Source organism: Nocardioides sp. W7 (assembly GCF_022919075.1).
GTDB lineage: Bacteria > Actinomycetota > Actinomycetes > Propionibacteriales > Nocardioidaceae > Nocardioides.
Window position 1 is genome coordinate 4,633,378 of the sequence record NZ_CP095078.1, and the last position, 19,552, is coordinate 4,652,929.

The following is a 19,552-nucleotide window of genomic DNA, read 5'->3' on the forward strand; positions in this document are numbered from 1 at the left end:
TGTACTGAGGAGCACCGAAGCTACCGGCACGGTCTTTCATCGACGATTCCACTAGTGAGTAGCACCATCGCTGTACCCGTGATTGGGGACAGACTCATGGCCACTGACTCCTTAGAAAGGAGGTGATCCAGCCGCACCTTCCGGTACGGCTACCTTGTTACGACTTCGTCCCAATCGCCAGCCCCACCTTCGACGGCTCCCTCCCACAAGGGGTTAGGCCACCGGCTTCGGGTGTTGCCGACTTTCGTGACGTGACGGGCGGTGTGTACAAGGCCCGGGAACGTATTCACCGCAGCGTTGCTGATCTGCGATTACTAGCGACTCCGACTTCATGGGGTCGAGTTGCAGACCCCAATCCGAACTGAGACCGGCTTTTTGGGATTCGCTCCCCCTCACGGGATCGCAGCCCTTTGTACCGGCCATTGTAGCATGCGTGAAGCCCTGGACATAAGGGGCATGATGACTTGACGTCATCCCCACCTTCCTCCGAGTTGACCCCGGCAGTCTCCTATGAGTCCCCAACACCCGAAGGCTTGCTGGCAACATAGGACGAGGGTTGCGCTCGTTGCGGGACTTAACCCAACATCTCACGACACGAGCTGACGACAGCCATGCACCACCTGTACACCGACTAAAAGGGGCACTATCTCTAGCGCTTTCCGGTGTATGTCAAACCCAGGTAAGGTTCTTCGCGTTGCATCGAATTAATCCGCATGCTCCGCCGCTTGTGCGGGCCCCCGTCAATTCCTTTGAGTTTTAGCCTTGCGGCCGTACTCCCCAGGCGGGGCGCTTAATGCGTTAGCTGCGGCACGGAATCCGTGGAATGGACCCCACACCTAGCGCCCAACGTTTACGGTGTGGACTACCAGGGTATCTAATCCTGTTCGCTCCCCACACTTTCGCTCCTCAGCGTCAGGATATTCCCAGAGAACCGCCTTCGCCACCGGTGTTCCTCCTGATATCTGCGCATTTCACCGCTACACCAGGAATTCCGTTCTCCCCTGAATACCTCTAGTCTGCCCGTATCGAAAGCAAGCACCGAGTTAAGCCCGGTGTTTTCACTCCCGACGTGACAAACCGCCTACGAGCCCTTTACGCCCAATAATTCCGGACAACGCTCGCACCCTACGTATTACCGCGGCTGCTGGCACGTAGTTGGCCGGTGCTTCTTCTGCGGGTACCGTCACTTTCGCTTCGTCCCCGCTGAAAGAGGTTTACAACCCGAAGGCCGTCATCCCTCACGCGGCGTTGCTGGATCAGGCTTCCGCCCATTGTCCAATATTCCCCACTGCTGCCTCCCGTAGGAGTCTGGGCCGTGTCTCAGTCCCAGTGTGGCCGGTCACCCTCTCAGGCCGGCTACCCGTCGAAGCCTTGGTAGGCCATTACCCCACCAACAAGCTGATAGGCCGCGAGCACATCCCCCACCGAAAAACTTTCCACCACCATCGGATGCCCGAAGTGGTCGTATTCGGTATTAGACCCCGTTTCCGAGGCTTATCCCAAAGTGAGGGGCAGATTACTCACGTGTTACTCACCCGTTCGCCGCTCGTGTACCCCCGAAGGGGCCTTACCGCTCGACTTGCATGTGTTAAGCACGCCGCCAGCGTTCGTCCTGAGCCAGGATCAAACTCTCCGTTGAAAACAACACCCACCTACACGTTGCCGCATGAGATGGGAAAAAGAGATGCCTGACAAGACGAAACTGACATAATTGCCAGAATCATTGTCTTACCAAAGAAACCATCGACTCCTCACATCACCCCCCAAAGGAAGATCAGATCAGAAGCCGACGGGGCATAACAAACTAATTCGTCGACTATGACACACTGTTGAGTTCTCAAGAATCAGACGCACCCGGGATTCGCTCTTTCGAGCCGCCCCGGGGCAACCTGCAGAAACTTACCGGCTAGCGCCGGCCTCGTCAACTTGGCGCTGACTCGACATGAAGTTCCCGACTTTGGACGTGCCACACCCCGCCGCTCTCGACCTCACGGTCGTAGCGGGGCGTTGGAGAAACAACCAGGGCGCCCCCGAAGGGGCGGCCCTGGTTGTTAAAGGTTGTCCGGCGGCGTCCTACTCTCCCACAGCCTCTCGGTTGCAGTACCATCGGCGCTGAAAGGCTTAACTTCCGGGTTCGGGATGGGACCGGGTGTTTCCCTCTCGCTATGGCCGCCGTAACTCTAGCGACACCATCTCGACCACACGTGGTGGGAGATGGAGCCAAGCTTGTTGTAGTCGTCCACCAACACGGGTGTTGGTGGTAACTGGATTCGTGGACGCGAACATGCGCGGATCGTTGTAGGTCTAGCAAAGTGATTGTAAGACAAGCCCTCGGCCTATTAGTACCGGTCGGCTAGGCATTACTGCTGTACACCTCCGGCCTATCAACCCAGTGTTCTGCTGGGGGCCTTACCCCGTCTAGCGGGTGGGAAACCTCATCTTGAAACATGCTTCCCGCTTAGATGCATTCAGCGGTTATCACTTCCGAACGTAGCTAACCAGCCGTGCCCCTGGCGGGACAACTGGCACACCAGAGGTTCGTCCATCCCGGTCCTCTCGTACTAGGGACAGCCTTTCTCAAGTTTCCTGCGCGCGCGGCGGATAGGGACCGAACTGTCTCACGACGTTCTAAACCCAGCTCGCGTGCCGCTTTAATGGGCGAACAGCCCAACCCTTGGGACCTACTCCAGCCCCAGGATGCGACGAGCCGACATCGAGGTGCCAAACCATCCCGTCGATATGGACTCTTGGGGAAGATCAGCCTGTTATCCCCGGGGTACCTTTTATCCGTTGAGCGACGTCGCTTCCACATGCCGACGCCGGATCACTAGTTCCGACTTTCGTCCCTGCTCGACATGTCTGTCTCACAGTCAAGCTCCCTTGTGCACTTACACTCAACACCTGATTGCCAACCAGGCTGAGGGAACCTTTGAGCGCCTCCGTTACATTTTAGGAGGCAACCGCCCCAGTTAAACTACCCATCAGGCACTGTCCCTGATCCGGATTACGGACCTAGGTTAGACATCTAGTACGACCAGAGTGGTATTTCAACGTTGACTCCACACCAACTGGCGTCGATGCTTCAAAGTCTCCCACCTATCCTACACAAGCCGAACCAAACACCAATACCAAACTATAGTAAAGGTCCCGGGGTCTTTCCGTCCTGCCGCGCGTAACGAGCATCTTTACTCGTAGTGCAATTTCGCCGAGTCCATGGTTGAGACAGCGCCCAAGTCGTTACTCCATTCGTGCAGGTCGGAACTTACCCGACAAGGAATTTCGCTACCTTAGGATGGTTATAGTTACCACCGCCGTTTACTGGGGCTTAAATTCTCCGCTTCGGTATTGCTACCTAACAGGTCCTCTTAACCTTCCAGCACCGGGCAGGAGTCAGTCCGTATACATCGTCTTACAACTTCGCACGGACCTGTGTTTTTAGTAAACAGTCGCTTGGGCCTGGTCTCTGCGGCCATCACCGCGTCCCCGCGCAAGGCGGTTCACGGATCCGGCCCCCCTTCTCCCGAAGTTACGGGGGCATTTTGCCGAGTTCCTTAACCATGGTTCGCTCGATCGCCTTAGTATTCTCTACCTGATCACCTGAGTCGGTTTGGGGTACGGGCGGCGCATAGCTCGCTAGAGGTTTTTCTCGACAGCATAGGATCACCCACTTCGCCAAACGGCTCCGTATCGTGTCTCAGGTACGACATCAAAGTCAGCCATCCGGATTTACCTAGATGACACCCTACGCACTTACCCACAGACAACCATCGCTGTGGCTGGGCTACCTTCCTGCGTCACCCCATCGCTTGACTACTACCAGCTCGGGTCCCGCGCTCCCCCACAAGCTCTCACCCCGAAGGGATCGATACTCATGGCTTCGGGCGGTTAGCATCACCAGGTTCGTCATGGGCGCTACTTTGCCGGTACGGGAATATCAACCCGTTGTCCATCGACTACGCCTGTCGGCCTCGCCTTAGGTCCCGACTTACCCAGGGCAGATTAGCTTGACCCTGGAACCCTTGATCATTCGGCGCAAGTGTTTCTCACACTTGATTCGCTACTCATGCCTGCATTCTCACTCGTGTCGCGTCCACCACTGGATCACTCCGCAGCTTCACTCGCGACACGACGCTCCCCTACCCATCCACACCCCTGAACCACGAAGGCTAGAGTTAATATGTGAATGCCATAGCTTCGGCGGATGACTTGAGCCCCGCTACATTGTCGGCGCGGAATCACTTGACCAGTGAGCTATTACGCACTCTTTCAAGGGTGGCTGCTTCCAAGCCAACCTCCTGGTTGTCACTGCGACTCCACATCCTTTTCCACTTAGTCACCGCTTAGGGGCCTTAGCTGATGGTCTGGGCTGTTTCCCTCTCGACTACGGAGCTTATCCCCCGCAGTCTCACTGCCGCGCTCTCACTTACCGGCATTCGGAGTTTGGCTAACGTCAGTAACCTTGTAGGGCCCATTAGCTATCCAGTGCTCTACCTCCGGCAAGAAACACGCGACGCTGCACCTAAATGCATTTCGGGGAGAACCAGCTATCACGAAGTTTGATTGGCCTTTCACCCCTATCCACAGGTCATCCCCTCAGTTTTCAACCTAAGTGGGTTCGGTCCTCCACGCGGTCTTACCCGCGCTTCAACCTGCCCATGGATAGATCACTTCGCTTCGGGTCTAGATCGTGCTACTGCGTCGCCCTATTCAGACTCGCTTTCGCTACGGCTACCCCACACGGGTTAACCTCGCAACACAACGCTAACTCGCAGGCTCATTCTTCAAAAGGCACGCCGTCACAACCCACAAGGGATCGCTCCGACGGATTGTAGGCACATGGTTTCAGGTACTATTTCACTCCCCGCCAGGGGTACTTTTCACCTTTCCCTCACGGTACTTGTCCGCTATCGGTCATCAAGGAGTATTTAGGCTTAACAGGTGGTCCTGCCAGATTCACACGGAATTTCAGGAGTTCCGTGTTACTTGGGATCCCGCTCGACAGACCATCGCTTACACATACGGGGCTATCACCCTCTACGGCGCGGCTTTCCAACCGACTTCCACTTCACGATAGTTTTCTTACTGTCCGAAACGTCGGCAGACGAATCAGAGCGGTCCCACAACCCCACACACGCAACCCCTGCCGGGTATCACACGTGCATGGTTTAGCCTCATCCGATTTCGCTCGCCACTACTCTCGGAATCACTTTTGTTTTCTCTTCCTGTGGGTACTGAGATGTTTCACTTCCCCACGTTCCCTCCACACACCCTATATATTCAGGCGCGGGTAACTGGACATGACTCCAGCTGGGTTCCCCCATTCGGACACCCCCGGATCACAGCTCGGTTGCCAACTCCCCAGGGCTTATCGCAGGCTCCTACGTCCTTCATCGGCTCTTGATGCCAAGGCATCCACCATGTGCCCTTCATAGCTTGTCTCACAAACACTCAACAAGAACTACAAAGATCAGAAACAACCCCACCTCAACACACAAGGCAGAGTCGTCATATCTGCGACGATGCAATCAACACCGCCGCAAGATGCTCGCGTCCACTATCCAATTAACAAACACACACGCTCACCAACCCCCACCCACACCCAACCGGGCGTGACCAGAGAAAGGAAGCCAAGAGGTTCAGTTGCCTGATTCCTCAAAGCTCAACAGTGTGTCAGGGCCGTGCTGGTGTCTCGGACTCCAGGTTCCACACCCCCCCCACGATCACTCGTAAAGGGGGTTGTACTGAGGAGCACCGAAGCTACCGGCACGGTCTTTCATCGACGATTCCACTAGTGAGTAGCACCATCGCTGTACCCGTGATTGGGGACAGACTCATGGCCACTGACTCCTTAGAAAGGAGGTGATCCAGCCGCACCTTCCGGTACGGCTACCTTGTTACGACTTCGTCCCAATCGCCAGCCCCACCTTCGACGGCTCCCTCCCACAAGGGGTTAGGCCACCGGCTTCGGGTGTTGCCGACTTTCGTGACGTGACGGGCGGTGTGTACAAGGCCCGGGAACGTATTCACCGCAGCGTTGCTGATCTGCGATTACTAGCGACTCCGACTTCATGGGGTCGAGTTGCAGACCCCAATCCGAACTGAGACCGGCTTTTTGGGATTCGCTCCCCCTCACGGGATCGCAGCCCTTTGTACCGGCCATTGTAGCATGCGTGAAGCCCTGGACATAAGGGGCATGATGACTTGACGTCATCCCCACCTTCCTCCGAGTTGACCCCGGCAGTCTCCTATGAGTCCCCAACACCCGAAGGCTTGCTGGCAACATAGGACGAGGGTTGCGCTCGTTGCGGGACTTAACCCAACATCTCACGACACGAGCTGACGACAGCCATGCACCACCTGTACACCGACTAAAAGGGGCACTATCTCTAGCGCTTTCCGGTGTATGTCAAACCCAGGTAAGGTTCTTCGCGTTGCATCGAATTAATCCGCATGCTCCGCCGCTTGTGCGGGCCCCCGTCAATTCCTTTGAGTTTTAGCCTTGCGGCCGTACTCCCCAGGCGGGGCGCTTAATGCGTTAGCTGCGGCACGGAATCCGTGGAATGGACCCCACACCTAGCGCCCAACGTTTACGGTGTGGACTACCAGGGTATCTAATCCTGTTCGCTCCCCACACTTTCGCTCCTCAGCGTCAGGATATTCCCAGAGAACCGCCTTCGCCACCGGTGTTCCTCCTGATATCTGCGCATTTCACCGCTACACCAGGAATTCCGTTCTCCCCTGAATACCTCTAGTCTGCCCGTATCGAAAGCAAGCACCGAGTTAAGCCCGGTGTTTTCACTCCCGACGTGACAAACCGCCTACGAGCCCTTTACGCCCAATAATTCCGGACAACGCTCGCACCCTACGTATTACCGCGGCTGCTGGCACGTAGTTGGCCGGTGCTTCTTCTGCGGGTACCGTCACTTTCGCTTCGTCCCCGCTGAAAGAGGTTTACAACCCGAAGGCCGTCATCCCTCACGCGGCGTTGCTGGATCAGGCTTCCGCCCATTGTCCAATATTCCCCACTGCTGCCTCCCGTAGGAGTCTGGGCCGTGTCTCAGTCCCAGTGTGGCCGGTCACCCTCTCAGGCCGGCTACCCGTCGAAGCCTTGGTAGGCCATTACCCCACCAACAAGCTGATAGGCCGCGAGCACATCCCCCACCGAAAAACTTTCCACCACCATCGGATGCCCGAAGTGGTCGTATTCGGTATTAGACCCCGTTTCCGAGGCTTATCCCAAAGTGAGGGGCAGATTACTCACGTGTTACTCACCCGTTCGCCGCTCGTGTACCCCCGAAGGGGCCTTACCGCTCGACTTGCATGTGTTAAGCACGCCGCCAGCGTTCGTCCTGAGCCAGGATCAAACTCTCCGTTGAAAACAACACCCACCTACACGTTGCCGCATGAGATGGGAAAAGAGATGCCTGACAAGACGAAACTGACATAATTGCCAGAATCATTGTCTTACCAAAGAAACCATCGACTCCTCACATCACCCCCCAAAGGAAGATCAGATCAGAAGCCGACGGGGCATAACAAACTAATTCGTCGACTATGACACACTGTTGAGTTCTCAAGAATCAGACGCACACTGCTGGGTTTCGGCCTCCGGCCTGGCCCCTCAGGACTCGTCATACTTTAGCGGCGTTTCCGGTCCCGAGCAATTCGGGGCTTTTCGATCCGCTCGCCTTCTGGTTCGGCCTTTCGGCTGCCCCTTTCGGCTGGCACTACTTTAGCGACTTTGTTTTCCCCGAGCAATTCGGGTCAATCTCAGTCACTCACCTTTTCCACGCACGGATCTCTCGCGGTTTTCGAGTGACCCCTGTCGGGGCGCACGCTCTTCGACCGGATCAATCTGAGGAGGTGGGGTGATCACACTGGGGCCGGGAGCCCGACCTGACCGGCCTTGCTCCCCGCCGCTCCCTGGCGACTCGGAGAACATTAGGGGATCGTGCCCACCGAGACAAATCGTGATGCCGTGACTCGGGCCACATACCTGTTGGTGCAGGTCAGTGGGTGTTTTGGGGCTCCGTCGCCAGGATCCCCCGCGTGTCGGCGAGACTCCGGCAGCCGGTCAGCCGCAGCGCCTCCGTCACCTGGTCGCGCAGCAGTCGGTGCAGCCGGGCGACGCCGCGCTCCCCCTCGACTAGCGCCAGCAGCGGCGAGCGGCCCAGGAACACGGCGTCAGCGCCGAGGGCGGTCGCGGTCACGATGTCGAGACCACTCCGCAGTCCGCCGTCGACGTACACCTCGGCCGCCCCGCCGACCTCGGCCACCACCGCGGGCAGCGCGTCGACCGTGGCGACGGCCCGGTCGAGCTGGCGGCCCCCGTGGTTCGACACCCACACCGCGCGGGCTCCCGCCTGCACACACCGCCGGGCATCGTCGGGGCGCAGCACGCCTTTCACGACGACCGGGAGGCCGGTGCGCTCGGACAGCCAGTCCAGGTCGTGGGGACCGAGGTCGGTCGCCTTGTCAGCGCCGGACTCGTGGTCGTACCCGTCGTCGAAGTTGACCCGGAGCAGGCCGGAGTCGGCGCCGTCCCACGCGGCGTTGCCGTCGTGCTGCCGGGCCGGCACGACCGGGGTGTCCACCGTGAGGACGACGGCACGTGCTCCCGCGGCCACCGCGCGGGCCAGCAGCGGCTCGGCCAGCGTCCGGTCCGCGGGCAGGTAGACCTGCAGCCACCAGTCGACGCCGGTCTCGGCGAGCTGGTCGAAGGGCGTCCCCGCATTGCTGGACACCACCATCAGGCCGCCGGCGGCCGCGGTCGCCCGCGCCATCGCCAGCTCCCCGTCGGGGTGCACCGCGCCCTGCCACGTGGTGGGCGCCACCCCCCACGGGACGTCGACGCGCTCGCCGAGCAGGGACACCCCGAGATCCAGCTCGGTGACGTCGCGCATGACGTGCGGCAGGAGTCTTACCCGACGCCAGGCCTCGGTCGCCTCCGACGCCGTGATCCCGTCGCCCGCCCCCTGGAGCACGTACCCGAGCACCGGTGCGGGCAGCACGGCCCGGGCCCGGTCCTCGAGCTCCGCCAGCCAGCGGACGTCAGAGGTCATCGGACGCGTACTCCGGCGAAGCTCTTCTTCCCCCGGCGCAGCACCAGCAACCGCTCCTCGATCAGGTCGGCGGACGAGGGGACGTAGTCGGGATCCTCGATCCGCTCGTTGTTGAGGTAGGCCCCACCCTCCGCGACCGCGCGGCGCGCCTCCCCCCTGGTCTTCACGAGGCCTGCGTCGACCAGCAGGTCGACGATGCTCGCGTCGAGGGCCTCGACCTCCAGCATCGGCCGGGCGGTCGACAGCGCCGCGTCGAGCGTGCGCGCCCCAGCGGCTCGCAGGTCTCCCCCGCCGAAGAGCGCGGCCGAGGCAGCCTCGATCCGCGCGGTCTCGTCGGCCCCGTGCACCAGCGTCGTGACCTCGCGGGCGAGGGTCCGTTGCCCGGCGCGCAGGAACGGCTTCTCCGCGTGCTCGGCCTCCAGCGCCTCGATCTCCTCGCGCGAGAGGAAGGTGAAGATCCGGAGCAGCTCGCCGACCTTCTCGTCCTCGGCGTTGAGCCAGAACTGGAAGAAGGCGTACGGCGACATCATCTCCGGGTCGAGCCAGAGCGCGCCGCCCTCGGTCTTGCCGTACTTGGTGCCGTCGGCCTTGGTCACCAGCGGGGTGGCGAACGCGTGCACGATCTCGCCCTCCGAGCGGCGGATCAGCTCCACGCCGCCGGTCAGGTTGCCCCACTGGTCGGAACCGCCGAACTGGAGCCGGACGTCGTGGTCGCGGAACAGGTTCAGGTAGTCCATCGACTGCAGCAGGATGTAGCTGAACTCGGTGTAGCTGATCCCCGACTCCAGGCGCCGCTTGACGGTGTCGCGCGCCAGCATCCGGTTGACCGGGAAGTGCTTGCCGATGTCGCGGAGGAAGTCGATCGTCGACAGCCCCGACGTCCAGTCCAGGTTGTTGACCATGGTCGCTGCGTTGGCACCGTCGAAGGAGAGGAACGGCTCGATCTGGCGGCGGACCCGCTCGACCCAGTCACGCACGGTCTCGGCGTCGTTCAGGGTGCGCTCGCCGGAGTCGCGCGGGTCACCGATCATGCCCGTGGCGCCACCGACGAGCACGTACGGCGTGTGCCCGGCGCGCTGGAGCCGCATCGCGGTCACGATCTGCAGCAGGTTGCCCATGTGCAGGCTCGGAGCGGTCGGGTCGAACCCCACGTAGTAGTGGACGCTGCCCTCGCCGAGGGCCTCGCGCAGCGCGTCGAGGTCCGTCGAGTGGGCGATCAGGCCGCGCCACTCGAGGTCGTCGAGGAGGGTGGGATCGAGGGACACGATGCGCCTTCCGTGCAGTGGGTACCGTCGGGCCAAGCCTGCCGCATCGTCCTGACCGGTGCCCACCGGGTTGCTCACGACCACGCTCTAGAGTGGCGGCGGCACGGAAGGAACCGAACGTGATCGCAGGCAGGTACTCGCTCGACCGCGAGGTCGGACGAGGCGGCATGGGGGCCGTGTGGCTGGGCCACGACGAGGTCCTCGGCCGTCCGGTGGCCCTCAAGCGCATCGGCCTGGCCCCGGGGGCCGCCGCGCCCGACCTGGAGCGTGCGGGTCGGGAGGCCCGGCTCGCCGCCCGGTTGAGCCACCCCCACGTCGTGGCGGTCTTCGACCTGGTCGAGGAGGGAGAGGCCCACTGGCTGGTGATGGAGTACGTCGAGGGCTCGACCCTGGCCGAGCTGGTGCGTGACCGCGGGGCGCTCGATCCGGACCAGGCCTCCCGGATCGTCGGCCAGGCGGCCGACGGGCTGACCGCGGCACACGAGGCGGGCATCGTGCACCGGGACGTGAAGCCGTCGAACATGCTGGTCACCGCCGACGGCCAGGTGAAGCTCTCCGACTTCGGGATCGCCCGTGCCGAGGCCGACCCCTCGCTGACGCAGACCGGCCTGGTGACCGGGTCGCCGGCGTACCTCGCTCCCGAGGTCGCCTCGGGCCGCACCGCGACCGACGCGAGCGACGTGTGGTCCCTGGGCGCGACGCTCTTCCACGCGCTGTCCGGCCGCCCGCCGTACGAGGTCGGGGACAACCTGCTGGGCGCGCTGTACCGGATCGTCCACGAGGAACCGCCGCGGCTGCCCGCCCCCGGCTGGCTCGGGCCCCTCCTCGAGGCGACGATGACCCGCGATCCCGGCGAGCGCTGGACGATGGAACAGGTCCGCGACTTCCTGCAGAGCGGACCGGGCAGTCCGCTGCCCGCCCCGCTACCCGTCCGCCGGACCGGCACGGCCGAGCACGACCTGCGCGACCTGCACGGCACCCAGGTGCTGTCCCGACCCGTGCCGACGCCGGCACCGGTGCAGGTCACCCGACCGCATCGGCGGCGAGGCGCCCTCGCGGTGTTCGTCGGCGTCGCCGTCGTGGCGCTGCTGACGGTCATCGGCCTCGCCGTCGGTCTCGGTCTCGGCGATCCCGACCCCGACCCCGACTCGTCCTCCGCCACCCCGTCAGCCGATGAGTCCTCGGCGCCTCCCCAGGCCGAGAAGCCGAGCGCCGAGGCGATGACCCGGTTCATCACCGGCTACCTGGAGACGGCCGCCGCCGACCCGGAGGCCGGTTTCCAGATGTTGACCGGCTCCTTCCAGGACACCAGCGGCGGACTCTCCGGCTACGAGAACTTCTGGGGCGGGGTGAAGCGCGTCACCGACATCGAGGTCGTCGACGCCGACCCGGAGAGCCTCACGGTGACCTACCGCTACCGCTACCAGCTCGCGCAGGGCCCGCCCATCCAGGACAACCCGACCCTCCAGCTCGTCTTCGACGAACGGACCGGCACCTATCTCATCGACGGAGAGCCCAACTGAATCCACCGGTCGGGGGCGCTGTCGACCCCTATCGTGAGGGCCAGGAGGGATGTATGGATCTGGCCGGGCTGTACCGGGACATCGTCGAGACGTCACCGGACGGTATCTGGGTGTTCGATCTCGAGGGACGAACGCTCTTCGCGAACGCTGCCATCGCCGAGATGGCCGGTGTTCCGGCCGAGGAGACAGCCGACCTGACGGTCTTCGACACCCTCGACGAGCCGGGACGACAGCAGTTCGCCGCCCACCTGATGCAGGTGCGGGCCGGACACCTCAACGAGGGCGAGGTCGAGGTCCGCTTCGTCCGTCGAGACAGCCGGACGCTGTGGGCCCTGGTCCGCGAGAGCGCGCTGCGCGACGAGCACGGCGAGATCGTGGCGATCCTGCACCGGTTCATCGACTACGGAGCCCGCCGCGCCGTCCTGGACGAGCTGCAGGAGAGCCAGCGCCGGCTGTCCGAGGCGCAGCGGATCGCCCGGATCGGCAGCTGGGAGTGGGACATCACCAGCGACGAGATCTCCGGGTCCGCCGAGCTCAGCTCGCTCTACCAGGTGTCTCTGTCGGGGGGCCCCGCCGGACTGCGAAAGCTCTTCGAGTCGATCCACGAGGACGACCGGGCGGTGGTCCAGGACGCGATCGACGAGGCGCTCCACCGCACCGGGGAGCTCACCTTCGTCGCCCGGGTGCGGGGCGACGAGGGCGACTGGGTCTGGACCCGGGCCCGCGGGGTCGTGCACCGCGAGCCCAACGGTCGGGTGTGGCTGTCGGGCACCCACCAGGACATCACCGAGGTCAGGCTCGCCGCCATCGCCCTCGAGGACCAGGTCGCGCAGAACACGCTCCTGCAGGCCGTCGCGAGCGCCGCGAACGAGGCAGCCACGCTCGGGGACGTGCTCCGGCACGCCCGCACCCTGGTGCTGCTGCACGACGACTGGGAGCGCGGCCGAGCGTTCGTCCCCGCGGAGGACGGCGAGGGCGTCGTACCTCTGCCCCTCTCGGAGGATGAGCGCCACGAGGACGCCGCGACGCCGGAGCAGTCCGCGCTGGAGCTCGTGCTGGCCAACCAGGCGTTCCGTTCCCGGGCCTCGGTCTGGGATCCGGAGACGATGCTGACCCTCGCCGTCCCGGTGCTCCTCGACGACGGCGTCTGCGCCGTCGTCACGATCACCTCCGCGCCGCCGCTCTACCGCTTCGACATGATCCAGTCCATGGTCGAGCAGGTCGCCGTCCAGCTCGGTCGCGTGGCCGAGCGCGAGCGCAACCAGCGAGAGCTCGCCGACGCCCGCGACCAGGCCATGGAGGCGTCGCGCCAGAAGTCGGAGTTCCTGGCGACCATGAGCCACGAGATCCGGACCCCGCTGAACGGCGTCATCGGCCTGAACGACCTGCTCCTGCGCACCGACCTCGCTCCCGAGCAGGTCCGGCTCGCCTCCGGGGTCCAGGTCGCCAGCCGCGCCCTGCTCAGCGTCATCAACGACGTCCTGGACTTCTCGAAGATCGAGGCCGGCAAGCTCGAGCTCGAGGTGCTCGACTTCGAGGTGCGCCCGCTCCTGGACCAGGTCATCGGCGTGCTCGCGGAGACCGCCCGGTCCAAGGGCCTGGAGCTGTCGAGCTCGTGCGACCACGACGTCCCCGAGGTCGTCGCCGGCGACCCCACCCGGCTCGCGCAGGTGCTGACGAACCTGGTCTCGAACGCCGTGAAGTTCACCGACCGAGGCGAGGTCTTCGTGCGAGCGACCGCCGCGCCCGGCCCCGAGGGCCGCACGGTGCTGCGGGTCGACGTCACCGACACCGGCGTCGGCATCGGCGAGACCGAGATCGCCGGGCTGTTCGAGCCCTTCACCCAGGCCGACGCGTCCACCACCCGGGTGTACGGCGGCACCGGCCTGGGGTTGGCCATCTCCCGCGAGATCGTCGACGCCCTCGGCGGCGAGCTGACCTACGCCCCCAACCCGGACGGTGGCAGCGTCTTCAGCTTCACGGCGTTGCTGGACGCAGCCACGGGGACCCTCGCCGACATCGAGGACGAGTACGCCCGCACCTGGCTGAGCGGCCTTCGGGTGCTGGTGGTCGACGACAACCCGCACAACCGGCTCGTCCTGGAGGAGCAGCTGCGCTGGTGGCAGGTGCGACCCCGGAGCGTCTCCTCCGCGACCGAGGCGCTGGCCGCCCTCCGGGAGGGCCTGCAGACCGGTGACCCGTACGACGGGGTGCTGCTCGACCTGGCGATGCCGGAGCGCGACGGGCTCTCGCTCGCCGCCGACGTCCGCGCGGTACCCGGGCTCGCCGACATCGTCCTGCTCCTGCTCTCCTCCCAGGGCAGCGCGGATGCCGCCGTCATCCGCGACGCCGGGATCGCGGCGTGCCTGACCAAGCCGGTGCTCGCCGGAGTGCTCCGCCAGGCTCTTCTCGAGCAGGTCGCCGGCGTGGGCGCCCGGCCGACCACGAGCACCGCAGTGGCCGGCGAGCGGTCGCAGCGGCGACGCGTCCTGGTCGTCGAGGACAACCCGGTCAACCAGATGGTCGCGCTGGGCCTGCTGGAGTCGCTCGGCTACCTCGGCCAGACCGCAGACGACGGGATCGCCGCGCTGGAGATCCTCCGCGGCTCGACGTACGACGCGATCCTGATGGACGTCCAGATGCCCCGCATGGACGGCTACGCCACGACCCGCGCTCTGCGTGAGCGGGAGGTGGAGCACGGCACGCGGGTGCCGGTCATCGCGATGACCGCGGCCGCCGTCGAGGGCGAGCGCGAGCGCTGCCTCGAGGCCGGCATGGATGATTTCCTCACCAAGCCCGTCGACCCCGCAGCCCTCGGCGACGTGCTGGCCCGCTGGCTCCACCTGCAGTCCCCCAGCACGTCCCCCGTAGCCTCTGACCGCCCACGATCATCGGAGTCCCCCGTGTCCTCTTCCTCGCCGATCGACGGCCTCGATCTCGAGCGCCTCGAGATGCTGCGCGACCTCGACCCCGGCAACACGACGTACCTGGACCGCGCCATCGGCAACTTCATGACCAACTCGCACACGGCGGTCGACACGATCCGCGCCGCCATCGTCGGCGACGACGCCGCCGGGCTGCGCGCGGCCGCGCACAAGCTCGCGGGGAGTGCACTCAATCTCGGCGCCCCCTTCGCCGGGGAGTCCGCCAGGCAGCTGGAGTTCATCGGCGACGCCGAGACCGTCGAGGGTGCGCTCGACCTGCTGCCGGATCTCGAGGAGAGTCTCGAGCGCGCTCGCGGGGCGCTGCTGGCCTACCAGGCGTCGTACGGCGGGGGCAGCGCGTCGTAGCCGGTCGTGGGCCCACATCTGCAGCGTCTGCGGCACCGGTGCGCCGACGACGGAGTGGGTAACGGACGACCAGGACGCCGACCGGGGCGTCGGAGGAGGGACCCGTGAAGAGCCTGATCGTCCTCATCCTGCTGGTCTGGCTGGTCATCGGCGCGGTCGCCGCGGCCCAGCGTGGCTACTTCGGCGACGACCGCGACGTCAGCTGCAAGAGCACCGGCGACACCGTGCTGACCGTGCTCGCCGGCCCGTTGAACTACGCCGGGGTCAATCCGAAGATCGACTGTGGGGACATCCCGGAACCCTCGAACTGACCTCTGCGCCCGCGCTGATCAGGGCCTGTCCGGGGCGGGCGCGGATCGCCGGGTGCTGTTCTGCACAGCGATTCCTCTCGTGCACGTCTCGGGTGGTCAGCGGCGGCGGGTGGTGAATGACGCCCGGGTGCGGGGCCCCGGCACCTCGCCCGCCCGCGGCTCGACCGTCACCACGTACTTACGGTGCGGCGCCAGGCGCCGCAGCACCGTCCCCGGCTTCGTCGACGTCTTTGCCCGCGCCGCCCTCCCGGGCCGGCGCCACTCGATGCGATAGCCCGTCGCCCCCGCGGCGGCCGGCCACGACACGCTCAGCGAACGCGCTGAGCGCCGGGCCCGCAGCTTCCTCACGGCCTCCGGCGGCGGGTACTGCGGCGCGACCACGGCCTCGCCGATCGCGCCGGCCGAGGCGCCCTTCCACGCCTGTACGCGGACGGCGTACCGCCGCCCGTTCCTCAGGCCCGTCAGCCGCACCGGCCCACGCCTCGCCCCGGCGACCACGAGCTGCCAGGGCCTGCCTCCGGCCGGTCGGTACGACACCTCGTACGCCGAGGCTCCCGTCACCGGCGACCACGACACCGTCGCACCCCCGGACTCCGCCGCGACCCTCACCCGCGGAGCGCTCGTGGGGACGGCGGGCACGGACGGCAGCGGTCGCGGGAACGCTGCGCCGACGCCGAGCTCGGCGAGCGCGTCCGCGACGGCCGCCGCGATCTTGACCTCACCGGCAGCGTTCGGGTGCAGCCCGTCGTAGGTGTCGTCGAGGGCGAACCCGTGCGCAGCGTCGGCGACCACCACCCGCGACGTCTCCGTCGACATCGCCTCGGCCAGCGCCGGCAGGCGGTCGTTCAGCTCCGCGGCTCGCGGTTCGGTGTCGAAGGGGCCCGTGCGCAGCCATTCCTGGAGGAGCTCGCTGACCACGATGTCGAGATCGGGGTCTGCGGCCTGCGCGTTCGCGATCAGTTCCTGCAGTTGCGAGACGGTGACGTCGACGTAGCCGTCCCAGAGGAGGTCGTTGACCCCGAGGTTCACCACCACCACGTCGGGTCGGTGGTCCTGGACGAGACCGCCGACCAGCTCTCGCCCCTCCGCCGCCCACCTGCCCCACCTGCCGGCGTGGTCGAGGTCGAAGTCCGGGTCGGCGTACGACGGTGCCGCCCCCTTGTAGCTCGAGGTCTCGGTGTCGGGGCCGACGAAGTCGACCGCCGCGCGCCCGGCGGTGAGGTGCTTCCAGAGGCGGTAGCGCCACGTCCAGTCACCGGTGGAGCCCTGGGTGACGGAGTCCCCCAGCAACATCACCCGCACCGGCCCGGGACCCTGCTCGGCCAGCGCGGACGGCGGCGGGCCCAGGACGGCGGCACCCAGGAAGCAGGCCGTCAGGAGAGCTGCGCTCCGACGCGACGTTCGTACCCTCCGCACCCGGGAGACGGTACGTCGAGTCGTCGCCCCAGGGACCGGAATCGGCAGAGTCGCCCGGGGCAGGAGCCTGCGGACCTCACCGGTCCCGCAAGTGGGGCGGGTGGGGCTCGAACCCACGACCCAAGGATTATGAGTCCTCTGCTCTAACCGACTGAGCTACCGCCCCTCGGCGGGCGAGCCTAGGGCATGGCGGGCGCTACTGCGCGGCCGCCTCGACCCCGTCGGCCGGCTGGTAGCCACACGAGTCCCGGGCGTCGACGGCCGCGCCGGGGTCGACGGTCGGCTCGTCGGTCGGGGTGCCGCTCGGAGCATCGCCGGGCGTCGTGCTCGGCGACTGGGTGGGGGCGCTCGGCTTGGCCGGCTTGGGCTCGATGGCTCGGGCCACCGCCTCGTGCATCCACTCGAAGTCCGGGTCCCCGGAGAAGAACTTGTCGGACCTCTTGAAGACGACCGACTTGACCTTGGCGTCCTTGACCTTCAGCCCGAGCTCGACGAAGGCGGGCAGCAGGTCGAGCGGGATGTCGCTGGAGAGCACCTCCTTGCCGGTCGTGGCGAGGTCGGTGTAGCGGGTGATCAGGGTCGCGGGATCGGCGGCTTCGATGATCGCGTCGATCGTGCAGCGCTGTCGCTCCATCCGCTCGTAGTCGTCGGAGCCCCAGCGCCCGCGGGCGAACCAGAGCGCGTGGAAGCCGTCGAGGTGCCGGTCGGGACCGGGCTGGATGTAGCCCGTCGGCGGGATGCCGGCGTCGGTGTTGCCGTTGATCGCGACCGGCTCGTTGACGTTCACGGTGATGCCGCCCATGGCGTCGACGACGTCCTCGAACCCCTTCAGGTTGGCCAGGACGTAGTAGTCCACCCGGATGCCGAGACTGCCCGCCACCGCCTGCTTGATCGCGTCGGCGCCCTCGTTCTTGCTGTTGCCCAGTACGCCGGGGTGGTGCTGCGGGATCTGGCCGTAGATCGCGTTGAGCATGTAGAAGCCGTCGTCCTCGGACCCGGAGTAGCCGTCCGGGTAGAGGTCGTGGAGCGGGCTGTCGTCCGGGAACTGGGCGTTCATCATGTTGCGCGGCAGGCTGAACATGATCGTCCGGCCGGTCTTCACCGAGATGCTGGCCAGGATGACGGTGTCCGTGCGGACGCCCGTGCGACCCTCGCCGCCGTCGCCCCCGAGGAGCAGGACGTTCACCCGCTTGCGGTCGCCCCAGGGGTTCGCCTCGCTGACGTCCTCGGGCGACGTCGCGGTCTGGTTGTCGCCGAAGACGCTCTCGACCAGGTCGGAGGTCACCAGGGCCGAGCGGGCGGCGTACGCGAAGGGGGTGCCGACCAGCAGGCAGAGCGCCACCACGAAGGTGTGGCCGACGACCGTGTGCCAGCGCGGCCGCCGCAGCGGTCGGACCTGGCGGTAGGTCAGGACGACCAGGCCGGCCCAGCCGAGCAGGCCGAGCACGATCACCGCGGCCGCGATCTGCAGCTGGGTCGGGGAGGTCGCGAAGTCGAGGACGGCCCGCAGGTCGCGGCCGACGTACCAGGCCGCGGCCGCGAGGGCGACGACCGTGGGCAGCAGGACGAGCCAGCCCAGCACCCGCCGTCCGCTCCACACCAGGCCCGAGCCCGGGAGCAGCGCCCCCAGCAGGGTCACGCCGAGGGTGCCCGAGAGCCCCTGCGTGCGCCGGGGTCCGCGGGCACGTCGCGCGCCGCCCCGCGGGACCGCCGCCGCCGATCGACGCGACCGGCGTACGTCGCGGGCGGGCGCCGCTCGCCGCCGACCGCCACGCTGCGGGCGCGCCGCAGGCCGCGGGGTGGGGACGGGAGAAAGGGCATCGACCATGGCGCGGAACAAGGTACCCCGAGGGGGCACCCGATCGTGGTTGATCCGCCGCTCCCCCGCCCCTCACAGGGGGGTGCGGCGAGCTGCGCCCGGTGGCAGGCTGCCGTCATGAGCGAGCCACCACCTCCCCTCGAGCCACTCCGTGAGGACTGGCGACGCGCGCTGTGCGTGGTCGCGCACCCCGACGACATGGAGTTCGGGGCCGCGGCCGCCGTCGCCCGGTGGACCGGACAGGGCAAGGACGTCGGCTACTGCATGGTGACGAGCGGCGAGGCCGGCATCGACGCGATGCACCCGGACGAGTGCCGTCGGGTGCGCGAGGCCGAGCAGGTCGCCTCGGCCGACCTCGTCGGGGTGAGCGACGTGGAGTTCCTCGGTCTCCCCGACGGGATCCTCGAGTACGGCGTCCCGCTGCGCCGCGCGATCGCGGCCGAGGTGCGTCGTACCCGCCCCGACATCGTGGTGACCGGCAACTTCCGCGACACCTGGGGCGGCCGCAACCTCAACCAGGCCGACCACATCGCCGTCGGGCGGGCGGTGCTCGACGCGGTCCGCGACGCGGGCAACCGCTGGATCTTCCCCGAGCAGCTGAGCGCCGACGTCGAGCCCTGGAGCGGGGTCCGCGAGGTCTGGGCCTTCGGCTCCCCGCAGGCCGCCCACGGCGTCGATACGACGACGACCTTCGACGCGGGGGTCGCCTCGTTGGAGGCGCACGCCGCCTACATCGCCGGGCTCGGGTGGGCGGACTTCGATGCCCGCGAGTTCCTCGAAGGCACCTCCCGGGCGACCGGGCAGCGCCTCGGCGTCGCGTTCGGAGCGTCCTTCGAGGTGTTCGCGATGGGCTGGGGCGAGTAGCG

Annotated in this window: 8 protein-coding genes, 1 tRNA gene and 4 rRNA genes; 4 read left to right on the plus strand and 9 right to left on the minus strand. The window is 65.9% G+C overall.

Features of this window, described 5'->3' with window-relative positions:
* Nucleotides 1-115 precede the first annotated feature (115 nt).
* The 6 genes from MUB56_RS21670 to tyrS all read right to left on the minus strand — a co-directional run bounded on the left by MUB56_RS21670 (nucleotide 116) and on the right by tyrS (nucleotide 10,327).
* A 16S ribosomal RNA gene (locus MUB56_RS21670) occupies nucleotides 116-1,639 on the minus strand.
* Nucleotides 1,640-2,060: 421 nt separating this feature from the next.
* Nucleotides 2,061-2,177, minus strand: a 5S ribosomal RNA gene (gene rrf / locus MUB56_RS21675).
* 142 nt (nucleotides 2,178-2,319) lie between these two features.
* Nucleotides 2,320-5,439, minus strand: a 23S ribosomal RNA gene (locus MUB56_RS21680).
* Between the two features lie 413 nt (nucleotides 5,440-5,852).
* A 16S ribosomal RNA gene (locus MUB56_RS21685) occupies nucleotides 5,853-7,376 on the minus strand.
* The 16S, 23S and 5S rRNA genes sit together here, the layout of an rRNA operon.
* Nucleotides 7,377-8,009: 633 nt before the next feature.
* Nucleotides 8,010-9,062 carry an alpha-hydroxy acid oxidase gene (locus MUB56_RS21690; protein WP_244929089.1) on the minus strand — a complete coding sequence of 351 codons (1,053 nt, stop codon included), beginning with the start codon at nucleotides 9,060-9,062 and terminating at the stop codon, nucleotides 8,010-8,012.
* Nucleotides 9,059-10,327 (minus strand): tyrosine--tRNA ligase, encoded by a 1,269-nt coding sequence (gene tyrS, locus MUB56_RS21695; RefSeq protein WP_244929090.1) that lies wholly within the window; start codon nucleotides 10,325-10,327, stop codon nucleotides 9,059-9,061. Before tyrS ends, MUB56_RS21690 begins: the two co-directional genes overlap by 4 nt.
* A gap of 119 nt (nucleotides 10,328-10,446) precedes the next feature.
* Here tyrS and MUB56_RS21700 point away from each other — a divergent pair, with 119 nt between their 5' ends.
* The 3 genes from MUB56_RS21700 (at nucleotide 10,447) to MUB56_RS21710 (ending at nucleotide 15,451) form a co-directional block, all read left to right on the plus strand.
* Complete coding sequence (locus tag MUB56_RS21700) at nucleotides 10,447-11,850, plus strand: serine/threonine-protein kinase (RefSeq protein ID WP_244929091.1); 1,404 nt, start codon at nucleotides 10,447-10,449, stop codon at nucleotides 11,848-11,850.
* A 53-nt stretch (nucleotides 11,851-11,903) separates the two neighbouring features.
* A complete protein-coding gene (locus MUB56_RS21705; RefSeq protein WP_244929092.1) occupies nucleotides 11,904-15,140 on the plus strand; it encodes a response regulator in 3,237 nt (1,078 codons plus the stop codon).
* 104 nt (nucleotides 15,141-15,244) lie between these two features.
* Nucleotides 15,245-15,451, plus strand: a complete 207-nt coding sequence (locus MUB56_RS21710) for a hypothetical protein (RefSeq protein WP_244929093.1) — start codon at nucleotides 15,245-15,247, stop codon at nucleotides 15,449-15,451.
* Between the two features lie 96 nt (nucleotides 15,452-15,547).
* Here the strand turns inward: MUB56_RS21710 and MUB56_RS21715 are convergent, their stop codons facing one another.
* The 3 genes from MUB56_RS21715 to MUB56_RS21725 form a co-directional block, all read right to left on the minus strand.
* Entirely contained in the window at nucleotides 15,548-16,867 is a 1,320-nt protein-coding gene (locus MUB56_RS21715) for a GDSL-type esterase/lipase family protein (protein WP_244929094.1), read from the minus strand.
* A 92-nt stretch (nucleotides 16,868-16,959) separates the two neighbouring features.
* Nucleotides 16,960-17,033 (minus strand) — tRNA-Ile (locus MUB56_RS21720).
* Between the two features lie 30 nt (nucleotides 17,034-17,063).
* Nucleotides 17,064-18,506 carry an LCP family protein gene (locus MUB56_RS21725; RefSeq protein WP_244929095.1) on the minus strand — a complete coding sequence of 481 codons (1,443 nt, stop codon included), beginning with the start codon at nucleotides 18,504-18,506 and terminating at the stop codon, nucleotides 17,064-17,066.
* Nucleotides 18,507-18,803: 297 nt separating this feature from the next.
* Between MUB56_RS21725 and MUB56_RS21730 the strand changes: the two genes are divergently transcribed.
* Nucleotides 18,804-19,550: a PIG-L deacetylase family protein gene (locus tag MUB56_RS21730; protein ID WP_244929096.1), complete on the plus strand. Its 747-nt coding sequence runs from the start codon at nucleotides 18,804-18,806 to the stop codon at nucleotides 19,548-19,550.
* Nucleotides 19,551-19,552: the final 2 nt, after the last annotated feature.